Here is a 15727-nt window from a genome sequence, read left to right as displayed (position 1 = left end):
ATCTGACCCCGCAGCCTGAAGGACACCGGCTCGCAAATCCGTACCATTTGTAGTGAAATGGTCACCTGAAGCGGGGGTGCCTGGATCTGCCAGGCTGAGAGAGTCCCTTGGAACCTGATCCGGTTTGCACCGGCGTAGGGAGCTTTGAGCCGCAGCCACACCCCCGTCATGGGCCGGTGCACCTGCGCGCCGTCGCTTCGTCTCCCTTGTTGTCCGAAGACGAACCGAATGAACCGCTGCCTGCGCCCCACCCTGCTCTCCCTCGCCCTCTGCGCCGCGCTGCCGCTGCATGCCAGCGAGGCCGACGCTGCTCCCGATGCGGCTGCCACCGGCGCCGATCGTTCGCCCACCGAACTGGCGGCGGTGCGCGTGCAGGCCGGCAAACCGAAGGCCGATACCTCACGCGTGAACGCCTTCGGTGGTGGAAGCTGGAAGGACACGCCGGCCTCGGTGAACGTGCTCGAGCGCGATTACCTCGACCGCCGCCAGGTGCGTTCGCTGTCCGAGCTGGCCAGCAACGATGCCTCGCTGGGTGATGCCTATGCACCGGTGGGCTACTACCAGAACATCGCCATCCGCGGCTTCGCGCTGGACGCCGCCACCGGCTACCGCTTCAACGGGCTGTCCATCGCCGGCGAACAGCGCCTGGCGCTAGAGAACGTGCAGTCGGTGGAGATCCTCAAGGGTGAAGCCGGCCTGGCGGCAGGCGTGATGGCGCCGGGCGGCATCATCAACTACATCGGCAAGCGCCCGGCCGAAGTGCGCACCGCCACCCTCGGCACCGATTCGGAAGGCTCGCGCTACGTCGCCGTCGATGTCGGCCACTGGATCACCCCGCGCTTCGGCCTGCGCCTGAATGCCGCATGGGATTCCAGCAATTCCTACGTCGAGCACGCCGATGGCCGCCGCAACTTCTACTCGCTGGCCGCCGACTGGCTGATCGGCGAGCGCGGCAAGCTGGAAGTGGATGCCAACTACCAGACCAGCTCGCAGCGCTCGGTGTCCGGCTACCAGCTGCTGGGCGCGCGTGACCTGCCGCGCGGCGTCGACCGCGAGCACCTGCTCGGCTACCAGCCGTGGCAGCGCCCCGTGGATATCGCCAGCACCAACATCACCGCGCTGCACACCTACGACTTCAACGATGCCTGGCAGTCGCGCGTCTCGGTCGGCCACAGCCGCTCGGTGATCGATGACAACGTCGCCTTCGCCTACGGTTGCTACTACGCCGCGCAATGCGCCGATGGCAGCGTGCCGGGCAACTACTTCGCGCCCAATGGCGACTACGACGTCTACGACTACCGCAGCCCGGACGACACCCGCCGCAACCAGCAGGCCCGTGCCGAGCTGCGCGGCCGCTTCGAGACCGGCAACGTCGGCCACCAGCTGACCCTCGGTGCCGACTACTTCCGCCGTACCGTGGACAAGCGCCCGAGCGTCAACGAGTACGTCGGCACCAGCAACATCCACGTCGCGCAGGTGCCGGTGTTCGCGCCGTCGCCGAAGATGCCCGGCCCCTCCGCACGGCGCCTGGACAGCCGCCAGACCGCGTTCTTCGCGCTGGACCGGATGAGCTTCGGCGATGACTGGCAGTGGCTGGCCGGTGGCCGCTTCGTGCGCCTGGACGAGCGCGCCTACGACAAGCGGGGCATCCCGCAGCGGCACAGCCGCCTGTCGCGCTTCCTGCCGCAGACCGCCGTGGTGTGGAAGGCCACCGACCAGCTCAATGCCTATGCCAGCTACGTGCGCGGCATTTCACTGGGCCAGGAAGCGCCGTTCTGGACCAGCAACGCCGACACCTTCCTGCCGTCGGTGCAGTCGCGGCAGCTGGAAGTGGGCGTGAAGTACGTGCCGGTCGAGGCGCTGACGCTGGGCGCAGCCGTGTTCCGCATCTCGCAGCCGTACCAGTACGCCAAGCCGGACAGCAGCGACGTCGGCTACAGCTTCGTCGAGGAAGGCACGCAGACCCACACCGGCCTGGAGCTGACCGCCAACGGCCAGCTGACCGAAGCGCTGCAGATCGTGGCCAGCGCCAGCGTGCTGCAGGCGCGCGCGCGCGACACCGGCACCCCGGCCTATGAAGGCCATCAGCTGGTGAACGTGCCGAAGGTGCGCGCCAGCGTGCACGTGGCCTATGCGCTCCCGTTCGTGCAGGGCCTGGATGTGACCGGCGGCTGGCGCTATGCCGGTGCCAACGTGGCCCGCGCCGACGGCGGCGTACGCGCACCGGACTACTCGGTGTTCGATGCCGGCCTGCGTTTCCAGCATCGCCTGCACGAACGCGCGGTGACCTGGAACCTGTCGGTGGACAACGTGTTCAACCGCTTCTACTGGCGCGATACCGGCAGCAGCGGCGGTGACTACTACCTGTTCCCCGGCGCACCGCGACAGGCCCGCCTGTCGGTGACGTTCGCGCTGTGAGCGGCGTCATGCTCGAGTGGACCGCCGCGCTGTGCAGCATCCTCGGCGTCTGGCTGATGGCCAAGCGCCGGCTGGTGGCGTGGCCGGTCGGCCTGCTGTCGGTGGCGCTGTACGGGCTGGTGTTCGCCGAGGCCAAGCTGTACTCGGACACCCTGCTGCAGGTCGCCTTCGGTGGCTTCCTGGTCTATGGCTGGCTCAACTGGCGGCAGCACGCCGCCGATGAGGGCAGCGTCCGCATCGTGCCACTGGCACGCGGCAAGCTGCTGCGTGACCTGGCCATCGGCCTGTGCGGCGGCGTGGCGCTGGGTGCGGCCATGCACACCTTCACCGATGCGGCGCTGCCGTGGCTGGACGCGATGCTGACCGCGCTGAGCCTGGTCGGCCAGTGGTGGCAGGCGCGCCGCCACGTGGCCTGCTGGTGGGTGTGGATCGCGGTGGACGTGGTCTACGTGGGTGCCTACCTGTTCAAGTCGCTGCACGTGACCGCAGCACTGTACGTGTTCTTCCTCGGCCTGGCCGTGTTCGGCCTGCGCGCGTGGAGCGCGGCCGCTCGCGAGCCGCAGGTGGCAACGCAGTAGAGCCATGCCATGCGTGGCCGGGGTTTACCGGTAGTCGCCAACCTTGGTTGGCGTGCGTGCCGACCAAGGTCGGCATCTACCAGGCGCATCCACGCATGGCGCGGCTCTACTGGGTAAGCAGCAGGCCCAGCCGCAGCGGCTGGCGCATGTCGGCCGGTGGCGCGGCCTGCAGGGGTGCGCTCTGCAGGGTCGCGCGCAGATCGGCGTCGACCTGGGCATCGCCCAGGCTGTCGAATTCCAGTTTCGAGATGCGGCCGTCCGCCGCGATCCACACACTCACCGGCAACGGCGTCGGCGTGTCCGGGTGTGCCTGCATCCATTCCAGCACGCGCTGCGCCTGCGGCGCCTCCTGCTGCAGGCGCTGCTGCAGCTGGCCGCCCACGGCGGCGGCATAGGCCATCCAGTGCGCGGGGGCTTCCTGCGCGGAAACACCGGCACTGCCCAGTGCCAACGCGCCGAACAGCGCAGCCCATGGCCGCCACCAGCGGCGCGCGCCGGTCCTGTTCCCTGCCATGGTCATCGCCCGTCTCCTGCGCTTCCATCCAGCGGACCATGGTCGGCGCCGCAGATGACAGGCAGATGGCGGGCAGTGATGGCCGGCGCGGTTACTCGCCCAGGTCGGCCAGCACCTTGCGCGAAGGCGCAAAGAAGGTCACGCCGGTGGTGGCGGTGGAGAAGTCGAGAATGCGGTCGTGCAGCGGCGCAGGATTACCGATGAACATGCGCTCGAGCATCGTCTCGATCACCCACAGCCGACGGGTGTAGCCGATGAAGTAGGTGCCGTACTCGCCGCGGCCCGGATTGGCGAACGGCATGTTGTCACGCAGGATCTCGTGCTCGCCGTCGGCGTCCTCGATGGTGCACAGCGTCTTGTGCGACTTCTGCGCATCCGCCGGCGCATCGTCCAGCTCGATGTTGTCGTGCTTGGTGCGGCCGATGATCGCCTCCTGCGCCTCGGTCTTCTGTGCGCGCCAGGCATCGAGGTTGTGCAGGTACTTCTGCACCACCACGTAACTGCCACCCGCGTGGTCCGGGTCCTCGTCACCAACGATGGTGGCTTCCGGCAGTGACAGCCCTTCCGGGTTGGCGGTGCCGTCGACGAAATCAAGCAGGTCACGGCCATCGAAGTAGCGGAAGCCGGCCACGTCATCCACCGTTTCCACTGCATCGCCGAAGGCCATCAGCAGGTTGCGCTCGAACGCCACGATCAGATCCATGGTGCGCGCACGGATGTGGTACAGCAGGTCGCCCGGCGTGGAGACGGCGGTATGGGTGGCACCCTTGATCTCGCGGAACGGCTTCAGTTCACGCGGCGGCGTGGTGCCTACCAACGGCTGCCACACGCGGTGGCCGATGGCCACGTTGCAGGTGAAGGTGCGTTCAATCTCGCGGATGGCGGTGTTCTTGATCAGGTCGTCGGTGCTGGCCAGCACCTCGCGCGCCTTGGCGATCGACGCCTCGTCATCCTTCACCTTCAGCACCAGGAACGCGGCCGAATGGGTCAGCGGTGCGGTGATCTGCTGCGGCTCGTTGTCGAGCGTGTGGTTGAGGGCGGTGATCGGTGCGGGCTGGGAGTTCACGGCGGTTCCTGCTGGCTTGAGGCGGGCGCATCGCGCAGGGCGATGTGCCGGCGATCATAGCCGAAGCCCCTGACCGGCGACGGAGCGGTTCTCAGTACGCGGTCGATGCCGCTTGCGCTTGAGACAGCGCCATGACGCTGCCAGCCTGCGTCCACGAGGCCTGCAGCATCGGTCCATGCACTTCACGAAGGCAGACGCCGATGTCCCATGCATCGATGCGGTGGCTGTATCGCATCTGCCACAACCGTGCCCTCGCACTGGTGTTGAGCACCCCTTCACGGGCCTGTCGCTGCCGAGCGATCCGTTCTTCACCGCGCTCGATCGCTATGGCGCCGATGATTTCAGCGGATGTGCGCGACAGTCCGGTGATCTGCTGCAGCGCGGCGGGTACTTTCCCGACGGCGGCGAACACAGCAGGACCTAGGGGCTGCAACCGCTGGCACAGTACAAGGCCACGCTGCCGGAGGCGTATCGCAAGCCGGTCCGCCTGGGCCGTATCCGCCAGGACGCATCACGGGTCGCTGCAGACGTAGTACTGCTGCGGACCGGTCCAGGCGATGCGCAGGCACGGCCCTTCAAGCAGGCCGCGGTCGCGAAGCCAGGCAAACACCTCCGCCGGGCACCATTCACGGCCGGCCGAGAACGCTACGCCGAGATCGCGCAGGCCAGCGAACAGACGAGCTTTGCCGATGTCGTCGCCCACTTCAGCACGCAAGGTGGGTGCCTGCCCCTGGAAGCCAAGGGTATGCAGCGCCACGAGCACGCCTGCGTCCAGCACCACCACCTGCACGGTGCTGCCGTCGGCCTGCTGCACATACGCGGGAATGGGGATCAGCATGCGGTGTACTCTTCCGGACTCGGCCCAGTATGCCCGGTCCGCGACGTGCCCCGGCACGTTTCAACCGACATCACTCCAGACCGCCAGCTCGTAGCCATCCAGATCGTGGAAGTGGAAGCGGCGGCCACCGGGGAACGCGAACACCGCCTGTACGACTTCGCCACCGGCAGCGACTACACGCTGCTGTGCATCGGCCAGGTCCGCGCAGTACAGGATCACCAGTGGACCGCCGTGCGCGCGCACCGGTGCGTCGGAAACGAAACCACCTTTCAGGCGGCCGTCGTCGAACTCGGTGTAGGCCGGACCGTAGTCGGTGAAGTGCCAGCCGAACACCTCGCCGTAGAAACGTTTGCTGCGGGCGATGTCGGCAACGTTGAATTCGATGTTGTCGATGCGGCGTTCGGCATCGTGGGCGGCTGCATGGCTCATGGCGTGGCTCCGTGGTTGGAACCCCAGCTTCGGTCAGCGCGGCACGGCGGTCTTGAACGAAACGGCCATCATCAGCCCCATTCCAGGCGCAGCTGCCGTGCGGTCATGCTGGCAAGCTCGCGCGCCTCGCGGCTGAGATGGGCCTGGTCGGCATAGCCGGCCTCGACGGCCAGCATCGCCAACGAGTGCTGCGGTAGTGCGCGGCTATGACGCAGGAAACGTTGCAGGCGCAGGATACGCTCCAGCGTCTTCACCCCGTAGCCGAACTGCGACTGGCTGAAGCGCCGCAGGCTGCGCGGGCTCAGGCTCAGATGTGCCGCCATATCATCCAGCGTGACGTTCCCACGGGCGAGCGCCTGGAACAAAGCGTGTGCGCGCTGCGCCGGAGTATCCAGCGCGGCCGCACCCATGCGCAGCTGCAGGCATTGCGCCATCCGCTGCAGGCGCTGCGCAGGCGCGGTGTCGCCGATGGAGGCCGCAGCCTCTACCGCCCATCGCCCCTTCAGATCAGCCAGCGGTACCGCCTGGCCGATGATCTCGGCCATCGGCAGGCCCAATGCAGCCAACGCCTGCCCCGGACGGAAGCGTGCACCCAGTACCTGCGCACCGGGTGCCAGTGCCGGATGTGCAGCCACCCGGTCCGGACCGACCACGAACAGCGCACCGTCGCGCCACAGGATGTCCACGCAGCCATCGGGCAATACGGTGATGTGCCCATCGGCATCTTCAGGAAGCTGGCTCTGCCACAGCTGGCCGAAGTGACCACGCAACGGCGCAGGCGCCGGATGCTCCTGGTAGGTCGTGCCAGTACCTGCGAGGGAAGAAGGATCGCCCATGCCGCATTGTGGCGCCCCAGCGCCCATAAAAGTGAAGCCCGGCGCGAGGCCGGGCTTCGGTTGGCGTGTGGGAGAGAGAGAGAGAGTCACACGCCAGCACAACACGCACTAACGACAGGCGTTTGTTACCAGGTGAAGCGCGGGCCCACGAACCACTCGCGGTCGCCGGCCTTGGCCAGCTTCACTTCGCCACTCAGGCCCCAGTTCTGGTTGAACTTGGCGGTGGCACCGACGCGGCCGTAGAACTCGCCGTCCGGGTTGTAGCCGTGCTTCTTGCTGAAATCTTCGTAGCCGGCCATCACGTAGCCTTCCACGTACGGGTTGAACGCGGTGCGCACGCCCACTTCGGTGGAGTAGCCGTTGAAGTCAAGGCCGCGCTTCTCGTCGTACTTCTGGTAGGCAACACGGGCCACCAGGTCGGTGTTCGGTGCGATGCCGTAGTTGTAGCCGACACCCAGGCGCCACTGGTCGACGTCATTCTTGAACTTGTCGGTCTCCTGCGCGCTGTAGTCGCCAAAGACGTGGAAGTTCGGGTGCACCGCAACGGAACCCTTCACCTTCCAGCCATCGGCGTCGCCGCCCTTGGCATCGGTGTTCACGTAGCCGCCTTCAACGTAGTTGTACGACAGGCCATCGGTTGCCGATGCAGCGAACGGCAGAGCAGCCAGAAGACCCAGGGCAAGCAGCGAATTCTTGTTCATCGGGACACACCTTTAATTATTTTGGTTTTGTCGGCCGCCCCCTGGGAGGGGGAGAGAGAGGAGGCGGTCGACAGGTGTGAATTATCCGTTAGGGGGTCTAATCGCCCCTGAATATTGAACTGACTGGTGTATAAATAAGGCTGGCGTTCAGGGAACTCCTCATGCCATTGCTGTCAGCTTCGTGTAGGCGCAAGGCTCGACGCTTGATGCGAGCCCTGATCCTGATCGCTTCACCGATCGCCCTGCCCGCAGTGCAGGCAACCGAGCGCGTCGTTCCTGCCGGGCACGTCGTCGTGCAGACAGACGATGTCACGCGCTTTTTCCAGGTGCTGGATGCCAACCACGGACGCCCGAGCGCCGACGACCTGCAGCAGGGCTATCTGGATGCGGGTACCGATGCACTGCGCAGCTTCACCGGAAGCCGTATCGGTTCGATGGAGCGCCTTGCCCAGGCCCTCCGGGACAAACCCGCGTTGTTCGCAAAAGCGAGAACCTGCGCGACAGCATTGCCAACGATCCGCACGCGCGTCACCGCGGCCGTCGATCGGTTGGGCACGCTGTTGCCGTCTGCACGCTTTCCCCCGGTCACGGTGCTGGTGGGCCGCGGCAACAGCGGCGGCGTTACCACCGGAGAAGGTGTGGTCATCGGCCTGGAAGCGCTGTGCAACGCAGACTGGATGCAGGCCGATGTGGGTGACCGCTTCGTGCACCTGATCGCCCATGAATATGTGCACGTTCAACAGCGCGGCGCGAGCGTCGAAGTCGAGCAGCCCACCCTGCTCTATCAGACCCTGCTGGAAGGCGGCGCCGAGTACGTGGGCGAGCTGATCTCCGGGCAACCGGCCAATGCGCATCTGCAGCGCTGGACGCAGGGCCGCGAATGCGCCTTGGAGCGTGAGTTCGCGAACGAGGCCGCAGGCACCGATCTTTCGAAATGGCTGTACAACGGTCCTGGCGATGACGCTCGCCGTGGAGACCTCGGCTATTGGATCGGCTACCGCATTGCCCGCGACTACATTTCGCACGCACCAGACAGGACGAAGGCCATCATCGCGTTGCTGGACGTGCGCCCCGAAACAGCCGCGTTACTGCTCAACGCGAGCGGATGGCAACCCGCGTGTCCTGCCGGCGAACGCACGGAAACGCAGACGTTGTGACACCCGCTTCATACTGATGAATTGGCAGTTCTGAACAGGCGCAAGGCGCTGCGCCGGTCTGGATCAGCTCGCCTGATCCCGCTTGTTAATGCAGGGTCAGAAGCGGGCTTCACAGTGCTTCCACGTACTCAAATTCCAGCTGAAAGCGCTTGGTAGCGCCGGGAACAAACGCCGCTATATTCCAGCTTCCCCAGACGAAGGAGGGAGTGCAATGAACCTGAACCCGCAACACATGAAGACGGCCCGCGCACTTGCTGTAGCGCTCATCGCCACCGTCAGCCTTGGCGCCTGCGCCTCATACAAGAACGAGTTTGCAACCATCAACTCGCGTCTCGATCAGCTCGACGTCAAGGTACAGGGCGCTGCGCAGAGCGCGGAGTCCGCCAACCAGTCCGCACAGCAGGCCAATCAGCGCCTGGACCAGATCGAAGGCCGCGTCCAGCAGCTTGAAAGGGCACCTGCCGGCCGCAAGCCGCGCGGGTAATCGCTCCCTCACCGTTTGAATTGATCCACCTCTGTATCGGGAGCCAGTGGCCTTCGCCGGCCACTGGCATCCTTCCGACCAAGATTGCATTGCAAGGAGCCGTCCCATTCGTACTTCCTCCTCCCCTGCACGCCGCGCCCTCCATGCCGCACTGGCCGTGGCACTGGCCGTTGCGTGCAGCGGCGTAGCCAACGCCAAGGACAAGGACAAGGACGCGCCCACGCAACCGGTTGCCGCGGTCGATGAGCTTCCGCCCGACCAGAGCGTCGCCGAGACGGTGATCGAACTGGCCGGCTGGGTGGTCGCCAGCAAGGACAACCAGGGGTATCCGTTCGCGATCATGGACAAGGCGGCTGCGCAGGTACTGGTCTTCGGTGGAGACGGCAAGCTGCGGGGCGCGGCGCCGGCGCTGTTCGGTTCGGCCATCGGCGATCATTCCGCACCGGGCGTCGCCAAGCTCGCACTGAGCGCGATTCCCGGCCACGACCGCACCACGCCTGCCGGCCGCTTCATTGGCGGCTACGGCCCCTCCGACGATGCCGGGCGCGTGCTGTGGGTGGACTACGATTCCGCAGTCTCGATGCACCCGCTGCCGCCGGGCAGTCCGAAGGAAAAGCGCGCCGAGCGACTGGCAACGCCCACGCCGGACGACAACCGTGTCACCCACGGCTGCATCAACGTCTCGCCCGCGTTCTACGAGCAGATCGTGCAGTCCACGTTCGAGAAGGGCGGCGTGTTCTATATCCTGCCGGACAAGGATTCGATCGCGAAGACGTTCCCGGAATTCGCGCAGAGCCGGGGCGATGCAAAGGGCGAAGACGAGAAGGGCGCGCGGCGCGCGAGCAGATAGAACACGCTGACATGCTGCCTCGCGGTTTCTCCGCGAACAAGCCTGTCCAAGCACGATCAGAACCAACGGCACGCGTCTTCGCTGGGTGCCATCATTGGCTGATGCCGGCGTCTGGTCGATTGCAGACACCAGGCTGGCAGTCCCCTCTTCAATCACGCCGATATCGCCGGGCGACTCGGCCCTGTTCCGGCATCCGGCTGGCGGTGAAACATGTCGCACTACTATGTCCACAATGGCTACAGTGGCTGGTCCTACGGTACGCCAAGCAATCCCCAGCTGATCTCGCCGGAGGATGCTGCCAGGCTGATGAAGTCCGCTGGACTCAGTTCCATGCAGGTTTCCACCACCCTGCCACCCGCCCAGTATGCCGAGGCCGGAACCCGACTCTTTGACGTGACTGGCGGCAATCGATTCCTGTTCTTTGGTGACTACACCGAGTGTTTTGATGTCGACGCGGGGAAGGTCTCTTCGCCGCTCATCATCGACTGGACGGCGGTCTGACACTGTCGATGTCCAACTGCGTTCTCGGCCCCGCTCTGTCGTCATCGGCTTGGTGCGACACCCTTACGCCACGTCATCAACTTCGACCCATGTCGCATATTCCCCATGCTGCTACGGCCGTTGCGGCGCCTGCGTCTGCGACGGCTTAACAGCATGCAAGAATGCCAAAAGCGTCTTTGATCAAAAACTGTTTGCAACTCTTCTGATTGGCGTTGTGCAGCGACGGCGGTACAGATGGTGGGCCGCCGGAAAATGGGTGGCCGGGCCTCGAAAACCCGTTAGATCACGAACGTTGTTTGCGCTTGCCAGCCGGCGTCACCCCGCGTGGCGCCGGCTGGCATTCCGTCTGCCGGCTATGGCGGGCGGAGCGTGGAGGCCTTGCGCCTGCCGGTCTTGTTCGTGATCTCCCGGTTTTCGAGCCACGTCTCCGCCCGCCACCTTTGCGTGGCGGCTACCGTCTGTCCTGCACGGAGCATTGCCATGACCACACCGGACTTCCCTCGCCTGCATCCACATCACTCGCCCGCCAATGCCGGTGAGCCGTCAGACCAGGCACCTGCGGCCGATCCGAACGCCTTCGTCGCCACGCTCCATCGCATCGGCAAAGGAGCTGCCGCCGATGGCCAGCCCTGGCCCGAACGTCATCAGATGCCCGGCCGGCGCATGGCGATGGGGGATGCGGACTGTGCCGTGGCGGGCCAGCGCGTAACGTTGGAACTGCTGCTGGCCGCCGAGCGTGTTCGGCAGAACGGCGCGGAGAGCGAATACGTGGGTGACCGCGTACTGGAAGGGCTGGCCATGGCCTCGCTGGCGTTGAACGCGCAGATCGGCATGCGGATGCGGCCGGAAGGGTGATACCGGGAACATCGCCTGCTGTTGCGCCGGGCATGGCCCGGCGCTGCAGCGGGCGCCACATCACTCGCAGAGCGCGCTGTCTTCCTTCAACGCGGCATCCTGCAGTGGCCGGCGTTGTTCGATCTGCTCACGTTGTTCCGCGGTCGGCTCACCCAGCCACCACACACGGCAGCGCGCGGTAAGACGGCCGACCATCTTCGACTGATCGGGCGAATACAGCATCGCCAGCGCGGTGCCGGGACAGTCGTGGGCCTGGCAGGCGGTATAGAACCACCACGGCTCGCCCTGCAGCACCACCAGTTCGCCAGGCCCGCTGGGCCCGCTCAACAGGCGTTCGCGCAGCGACGGAATCTCTTTGTCGGCGGATTCGGCCGCCGCCGTGTTCTTCATCAGGGCGTTGAACGCGGCCAGCACTTTCGGGTCCTTGCGGCCGCAGTCGTCCACGGTATTGCCGCCCACCAGGGTGAAGAAATGCGTCGCCAGCGGGTTGTCCGCGCAGGTGAGTTCGCCGCCGGCGCTCGGGTCTTCCGGTTCGCCTTCGTTGTCCCACACCGAAGGGTCCACGCCGTCTTCGATGGACGGCGCCTTCTCGACCACCGTTGCCGTGGCCGCAGGTGCTTCTGTGGCCGGTGCCGGTGCGGCGGGTGCTGCATCGGGTGCCGGTGCCTGTCCGCAGGCGGCCAGCAGTGCGACCGTCAGTGCCATCCCTGTGATTCGAATCTTCATTCCGTGTCCTTGTCTGATCTGCGGTGCCGGCGCCACGCGGGCGGCTGCGTGATTCTAACCAGCGGCGCGCTAGGATGGTTCGCCACTTCCCCTCATCGTCAGGGCTTGGATGCATGCGCCGCACACGACTCGCCGTGATCTTCTGCAGTGCCCTGCTGCTGGCATCGCCGGCCATCGCCCACGATGCTGAAGGCGCGAAGCCTGCACAGCCCCTCCCGGGTGCAGCCCTGCCCGCGCCGCTGGACCGCGTACTGCGCGACTACGAGCAGGCGTGGCGCACGGGCGATGCCAGGGCGCTGGCAGCACTGTTCGCCGAAGATGCTTTCATCCTGCAGAGCAACCAGCCGCCGGTGCGTGGACGCAGTGCGATCGAAGCCGCTTATGCCGGCCAGGGCGGCAGCCCGTTGCGGCTGCGTGCGCTGGCGTACTCGGTGGAGGGGAACGTCGGCTACATCATCGGTGCCTACACCTATGGCAACACCGTAGGAGACATCGGCAAGTTCACGCTGACGCTGAAGCGCGTGGGCGATGGACCCTGGTTGATCTTCTCGGACATGGACAACGGCAACGCGCCGCCGCGGGCGCGGTGATGGACGCCGCAGGTTCCGAGGTAGATCCACGCCATGCGTGGATGGATCGCGCAGAAAAAACCCCGGCACGTGGCCGGGGTTTTTCGATTCACTTGAACAGCGTGTCCGGATATTCCGGCTTCTGTTCCCGCGCCAGCAATGCGCGCAGGCCTTCTTCAGGTGTCTGCTCGCCGTGCAGCACGGCACGCACGCGGTCGGAGATCGGCAGGTCGATGCCATGGCGGCGCGCCTGTCGCATCACTTCGTCGGCGGTCTGCACCGACTCGACCACCTGGCCGATTTCGCGCACGGCGTCCTGCAGCGTCTGGCCACGGCCCAGGGCCAGGCCCAGGCGGCGGTTGCGCGACAGGTCACCGGTGCAGGTCAGCACCAGGTCGCCCAGGCCGGCCAGGCCCATCAGCGTTTCCGGCTTGGCACCGATGGCAGCGGCCAGGCGCAGCATCTCGTTGAGGCCACGGGTGATCAGGCCGGCACGGGCGTTGAGGCCCAGCTGCATGCCATCGGCCACGCCGGTAGCCACGGCCAGCACGTTCTTCATCGCGCCGCCCAGCTCGGCACCGACCATGTCGTCGCCGGTGTAGGCGCGGAACGCCGGGCCATGCATCGCCTCGGCCACCGTCTGCGCGAACTCGGGCACGTCGCCGTGCACGGTGATCGCGGTCGGCAGGCCCTGGGTCACTTCCTTGGCGAACGACGGCCCGGTGACGACGGCCAGCGGCACGTCCTCGCCCAGCACTTCGCGCGCCACTTCATGCAGGAAGCGGCCCGAACCGGGTTCGAAGCCCTTGGTGGCCCAGGCCACGCCGGCACCGGCCGGGCGCAGCGGCGCCAGCGCGCGCACGGTTTCACCGAACGCGTGCGACGGGGTCACCACCAGGATCCAGGCCGCGCCTTCCACCGCCGACGCCAGGTCGGTGGTGGCACGCAGGCTGTCCGGCAGCGGGATGCCCGGCAGGTAGCGCGGGTTCTCGTGGCGCTGGTCGATGGCCTCGACCATGGCAGCGTCGCGCCCCCACAGCACGGTCGGGTGACCGTGCCGTGCGAGCAGGCTGGCCAGCGCGGTTCCCCAGGAACCGGCGCCCAGCACGGCGATCTTGTCAGCGGTAGTGCTCATCCGTGACGTCGCGGCAGGAATCAGGCGTTGCCAGCCGGCTCGGAGTCAGCCAGCGACGGTGCGTCGCCCTGCTCCTGGCGCTGGCGCAGGGTTTCTGCGTACAGGCCTTCGAAGTTGATCGGCTGCAGGAAGAACGGCGGGAAGCCGCCGGCCTGGATCAGGTCGCTGATCAGCTGGCGCACGTACGGGAACAGGATGTTCGGGCACTGGGTGCCGAGCAGCACGTCGATCGACTGCGGGTCCAGGCCGACCAGGCCGAACACGCCGGCCTGCTTCACTTCGGCCACGTAGGCGGTGCGCTCACCGGCCTGGCAGGTCAGGGTCACGGCCAGCACGACTTCGAAGGCGTTCTCGCCCAGGCGCTGCACCTGCTGGTTCAGGTTGAGCTGCAGTTCCGGCTGCACCTGGTCATTGAAGATGGTCGGAGCGTTCGGCGACTCGAAGGAGACGTCCTTGACGTAGATCTTCTCGACGGTGAAAGCAGGGCCGGTGGCGGCATCGACCGGCGCAGCGGCGCCGTTGGTGATCTCTTCGGACATTTCCAGTAACTCCAGGTGAATGCAATGAAAACGATGGTCGAACTACTGCGATGGGGGCGGGATCAGGCCCATACAAGGCCGGATCCGCCACCTGCGGCAATCAGTTGCGGCCCTTGACCAGCGGCAGCTCGGCCTGCTGCCAGGCGGGAATGCCGCCGTCGAGCACGTAGACCTTCTCGAAGCCGGCCTTCTTCAGCGCCTTGGCGGCGGTTTCCGAGGCGTTGCCGCTGCGGCACACCAGCACCACCGGCGACTGCTTGGCATTGGCCACCAGCTTGTTGTCCGGGCCGAAGGCACTGGCCTGGGCGTTGCGGCTGCCGGCGATGTGGCCCTTCTCGAAGTCACCGCTGGCCGACAGGTCGACCACCACCGTGCCGCCCGCGTTCATCAGCTGGGTCAGTTCGGCGGGCTTTATGCCCTTGAAGCCCCGGAACAGGCGGCGGATCTCGGTGACGATGATGGCCACGGTCAGGCCGACCAGGGCCGCGGACAGCATCGGGTTTCGGCCTGCAAAGGCCAGCAACTCTTCGTAATTCACTCAGGTCACGGGTCGATTAAGCGGGCGCCGATTGTCGCACAAGCCGGACGCGGCCCGTCACTGCCCCTTCCACAGGTCCGGCAGGCCAGCGGTCTGCCACCAGCGCTTGGCCTCCGGGTCCCAGCGCCAGCGCTCGACCACCACCACGGTGCGTTCGGCCTGGGTGTTCTGGTTGATCACCCCGATTTCGACCCGGCGCTCGACCTGGCCCCCGTCCAGCGAGGCGCTGCTGCGCTCGCGGTAGGACGACACGCGCAGCTGCGCGTAGCGGTTGAGCTCGAACTCGGTGGGCGGCTTTTCCTTGCGCAGCTTCGGGTCGAGGTAGCCGATGGCATCGTCCATGCTGCCCCAGCGGATGGTCGCCCCGTAGGCGATCTGGGTCTCTTCCAGCAGCTTGCGCTGCTTGCGGCTGAGGTCGTCGGCCGAGGCCACGGCGCTGGCCAGCAGCAGGGAACAGATCAGGAACTGGATCAGGCGGCGCATCGGTGGATTCCCCAGAACGTCAGCCTGCCATCCTACCCTTTGGCGAAGGCAACGAAGCGACCGCTGAACTCGGCGGCGGGCTTGCCATCGGCACCGGGCTGGGTGGCGATGATGCTGATACGGGCCTTGCGGCGCTGGCGGAAGGTATTCAGGAAGGCATCCCAGCCGGTGGCTTCGGCCGCCTCGGCGTGGGCGTGCAGGTCTTCGTAGACCGGTGCCAGATAGCGCAGGTTGCTGTCGGCCACGTAGACCTCGGCGTCGTGGCCGGCCAGACGCAGGCGCAGGCTGACCAGCGCCCAGCCGGACAGGGTCAGCACCGAGGCCAGGCTGCCGCCGAAGGCGTTGCCCTTGTCGTTGACGTTGGCGGCCAGCGGCGCGGTGATGCGCAGCACGCCATCTGCATAGCCGTCGAGCTGGATCTGCATGGCGCGGACCGCCGGCATGCAGTCCAGCACGTCCTGCAGGGCGGCCAACGAGGAAGTCAGGGCATCAACGGGCATTGGAGCAGCG

At 66.4% G+C, this 15727-nt stretch carries 21 protein-coding genes and 1 riboswitch; of the genes, 8 read left to right on the top strand and 13 right to left on the bottom strand.

Annotated elements, in window-relative coordinates; all coding sequences use genetic code 11:
• Positions 1 to 62: 62 nt before the first annotated feature.
• Positions 63 to 158, top strand: a riboswitch (TPP riboswitch).
• Between the two features lie 70 nt (positions 159 to 228).
• On the top strand, positions 229 to 2418 hold the full coding sequence (locus tag SriyCCGPB3_RS00725; RefSeq protein ID WP_350259737.1) for a TonB-dependent receptor: 2190 nt from the start codon (positions 229 to 231) through the stop codon (positions 2416 to 2418).
• Positions 2419 to 2426: 8 nt separating this feature from the next.
• The gene (pnuC, locus tag SriyCCGPB3_RS00720; protein WP_164162367.1) at positions 2427 to 2996 is read left to right on the top strand and encodes a nicotinamide riboside transporter PnuC; all 570 of its coding nucleotides are present in this window, start codon (positions 2427 to 2429) and stop codon (positions 2994 to 2996) included.
• 106 nt (positions 2997 to 3102) lie between these two features.
• Here pnuC and SriyCCGPB3_RS00715 read toward each other — a convergent pair whose 3' ends face one another.
• The 7 genes from SriyCCGPB3_RS00715 to SriyCCGPB3_RS00685 form a co-directional block, all read right to left on the bottom strand.
• Complete coding sequence (locus SriyCCGPB3_RS00715) at positions 3103 to 3516, bottom strand: hypothetical protein (RefSeq protein WP_350259736.1); 414 nt, start codon at positions 3514 to 3516, stop codon at positions 3103 to 3105.
• A gap of 85 nt (positions 3517 to 3601) precedes the next feature.
• A complete protein-coding gene (locus SriyCCGPB3_RS00710) occupies positions 3602 to 4576 on the bottom strand; it encodes a Dyp-type peroxidase (RefSeq protein WP_110710715.1) in 975 nt (324 codons plus the stop codon).
• A 91-nt stretch (positions 4577 to 4667) separates the two neighbouring features.
• Positions 4668 to 4988: a hypothetical protein gene (locus tag SriyCCGPB3_RS00705; RefSeq protein ID WP_180860425.1), complete on the bottom strand. Its 321-nt coding sequence runs from the start codon at positions 4986 to 4988 to the stop codon at positions 4668 to 4670.
• A 99-nt stretch (positions 4989 to 5087) separates the two neighbouring features.
• Positions 5088 to 5414 (bottom strand): hypothetical protein, encoded by a 327-nt coding sequence (locus tag SriyCCGPB3_RS00700; protein WP_180860422.1) that lies wholly within the window; start codon positions 5412 to 5414, stop codon positions 5088 to 5090.
• A 60-nt stretch (positions 5415 to 5474) separates the two neighbouring features.
• Positions 5475 to 5843: a VOC family protein gene (locus SriyCCGPB3_RS00695; RefSeq protein ID WP_110710713.1), complete on the bottom strand. Its 369-nt coding sequence runs from the start codon at positions 5841 to 5843 to the stop codon at positions 5475 to 5477.
• Between the two features lie 71 nt (positions 5844 to 5914).
• Entirely contained in the window at positions 5915 to 6679 is a 765-nt protein-coding gene (locus SriyCCGPB3_RS00690; protein ID WP_350259735.1) for a DUF6597 domain-containing transcriptional factor, read from the bottom strand.
• Between the two features lie 125 nt (positions 6680 to 6804).
• Positions 6805 to 7380 carry an OmpO family porin gene (locus SriyCCGPB3_RS00685; RefSeq protein ID WP_004134798.1) on the bottom strand — a complete coding sequence of 192 codons (576 nt, stop codon included), beginning with the start codon at positions 7378 to 7380 and terminating at the stop codon, positions 6805 to 6807.
• 206 nt (positions 7381 to 7586) lie between these two features.
• Here SriyCCGPB3_RS00685 and SriyCCGPB3_RS00680 point away from each other — a divergent pair, with 206 nt between their 5' ends.
• The 5 genes from SriyCCGPB3_RS00680 to SriyCCGPB3_RS00660 all read left to right on the top strand — a co-directional run bounded on the left by SriyCCGPB3_RS00680 (position 7587) and on the right by SriyCCGPB3_RS00660 (position 11227).
• A complete protein-coding gene (locus SriyCCGPB3_RS00680) occupies positions 7587 to 8537 on the top strand; it encodes a DUF2268 domain-containing putative Zn-dependent protease (RefSeq protein ID WP_350259734.1) in 951 nt (316 codons plus the stop codon).
• Between the two features lie 211 nt (positions 8538 to 8748).
• The gene (locus SriyCCGPB3_RS00675) at positions 8749 to 9021 is read left to right on the top strand and encodes a hypothetical protein (protein ID WP_010487149.1); all 273 of its coding nucleotides are present in this window, start codon (positions 8749 to 8751) and stop codon (positions 9019 to 9021) included.
• A 157-nt stretch (positions 9022 to 9178) separates the two neighbouring features.
• Entirely contained in the window at positions 9179 to 9871 is a 693-nt protein-coding gene (locus SriyCCGPB3_RS00670; protein ID WP_350259733.1) for a hypothetical protein, read from the top strand.
• A gap of 210 nt (positions 9872 to 10081) precedes the next feature.
• Positions 10082 to 10372, top strand: coding sequence for a hypothetical protein (locus SriyCCGPB3_RS00665; RefSeq protein ID WP_110710709.1), 291 nt, complete (start codon positions 10082 to 10084; stop codon positions 10370 to 10372).
• Between the two features lie 480 nt (positions 10373 to 10852).
• Positions 10853 to 11227 (top strand): hypothetical protein, encoded by a 375-nt coding sequence (locus SriyCCGPB3_RS00660; RefSeq protein ID WP_110710708.1) that lies wholly within the window; start codon positions 10853 to 10855, stop codon positions 11225 to 11227.
• A 60-nt stretch (positions 11228 to 11287) separates the two neighbouring features.
• On the opposite strand, the gene SriyCCGPB3_RS00655 is transcribed toward SriyCCGPB3_RS00660, so the two are convergent.
• Entirely contained in the window at positions 11288 to 11953 is a 666-nt protein-coding gene (locus SriyCCGPB3_RS00655; RefSeq protein ID WP_197611584.1) for an Ivy family c-type lysozyme inhibitor, read from the bottom strand.
• A 113-nt stretch (positions 11954 to 12066) separates the two neighbouring features.
• Here SriyCCGPB3_RS00655 and SriyCCGPB3_RS00650 point away from each other — a divergent pair, with 113 nt between their 5' ends.
• Positions 12067 to 12543, top strand: a complete 477-nt coding sequence (locus SriyCCGPB3_RS00650; RefSeq protein ID WP_164162372.1) for a YybH family protein — start codon at positions 12067 to 12069, stop codon at positions 12541 to 12543.
• 88 nt (positions 12544 to 12631) lie between these two features.
• Here the strand turns inward: SriyCCGPB3_RS00650 and SriyCCGPB3_RS00645 are convergent, their stop codons facing one another.
• The 5 genes from SriyCCGPB3_RS00645 to SriyCCGPB3_RS00625 form a co-directional block, all read right to left on the bottom strand.
• Positions 12632 to 13657, bottom strand: coding sequence for an NAD(P)H-dependent glycerol-3-phosphate dehydrogenase (locus tag SriyCCGPB3_RS00645; protein ID WP_004134677.1), 1026 nt, complete (start codon positions 13655 to 13657; stop codon positions 12632 to 12634).
• A 20-nt stretch (positions 13658 to 13677) separates the two neighbouring features.
• On the bottom strand, positions 13678 to 14196 hold the full coding sequence (gene secB / locus SriyCCGPB3_RS00640) for a protein-export chaperone SecB (RefSeq protein WP_005407596.1): 519 nt from the start codon (positions 14194 to 14196) through the stop codon (positions 13678 to 13680).
• 100 nt (positions 14197 to 14296) lie between these two features.
• A complete protein-coding gene (locus SriyCCGPB3_RS00635; RefSeq protein ID WP_004153552.1) occupies positions 14297 to 14734 on the bottom strand; it encodes a rhodanese-like domain-containing protein in 438 nt (145 codons plus the stop codon).
• A gap of 57 nt (positions 14735 to 14791) precedes the next feature.
• Complete coding sequence (locus SriyCCGPB3_RS00630; RefSeq protein WP_110710705.1) at positions 14792 to 15217, bottom strand: hypothetical protein; 426 nt, start codon at positions 15215 to 15217, stop codon at positions 14792 to 14794.
• A gap of 32 nt (positions 15218 to 15249) precedes the next feature.
• Positions 15250 to 15717 carry a YiiD C-terminal domain-containing protein gene (locus tag SriyCCGPB3_RS00625; protein ID WP_110710704.1) on the bottom strand — a complete coding sequence of 156 codons (468 nt, stop codon included), beginning with the start codon at positions 15715 to 15717 and terminating at the stop codon, positions 15250 to 15252.
• Between the last annotated feature and the right edge of the window lie 10 nt (positions 15718 to 15727).

Origin of the sequence: Stenotrophomonas riyadhensis, assembly GCF_040256885.1 — a bacterium.
GTDB lineage: Bacteria > Pseudomonadota > Gammaproteobacteria > Xanthomonadales > Xanthomonadaceae > Stenotrophomonas > Stenotrophomonas riyadhensis.
This window is presented reverse-complemented; position numbering and strand designations above follow the sequence as displayed.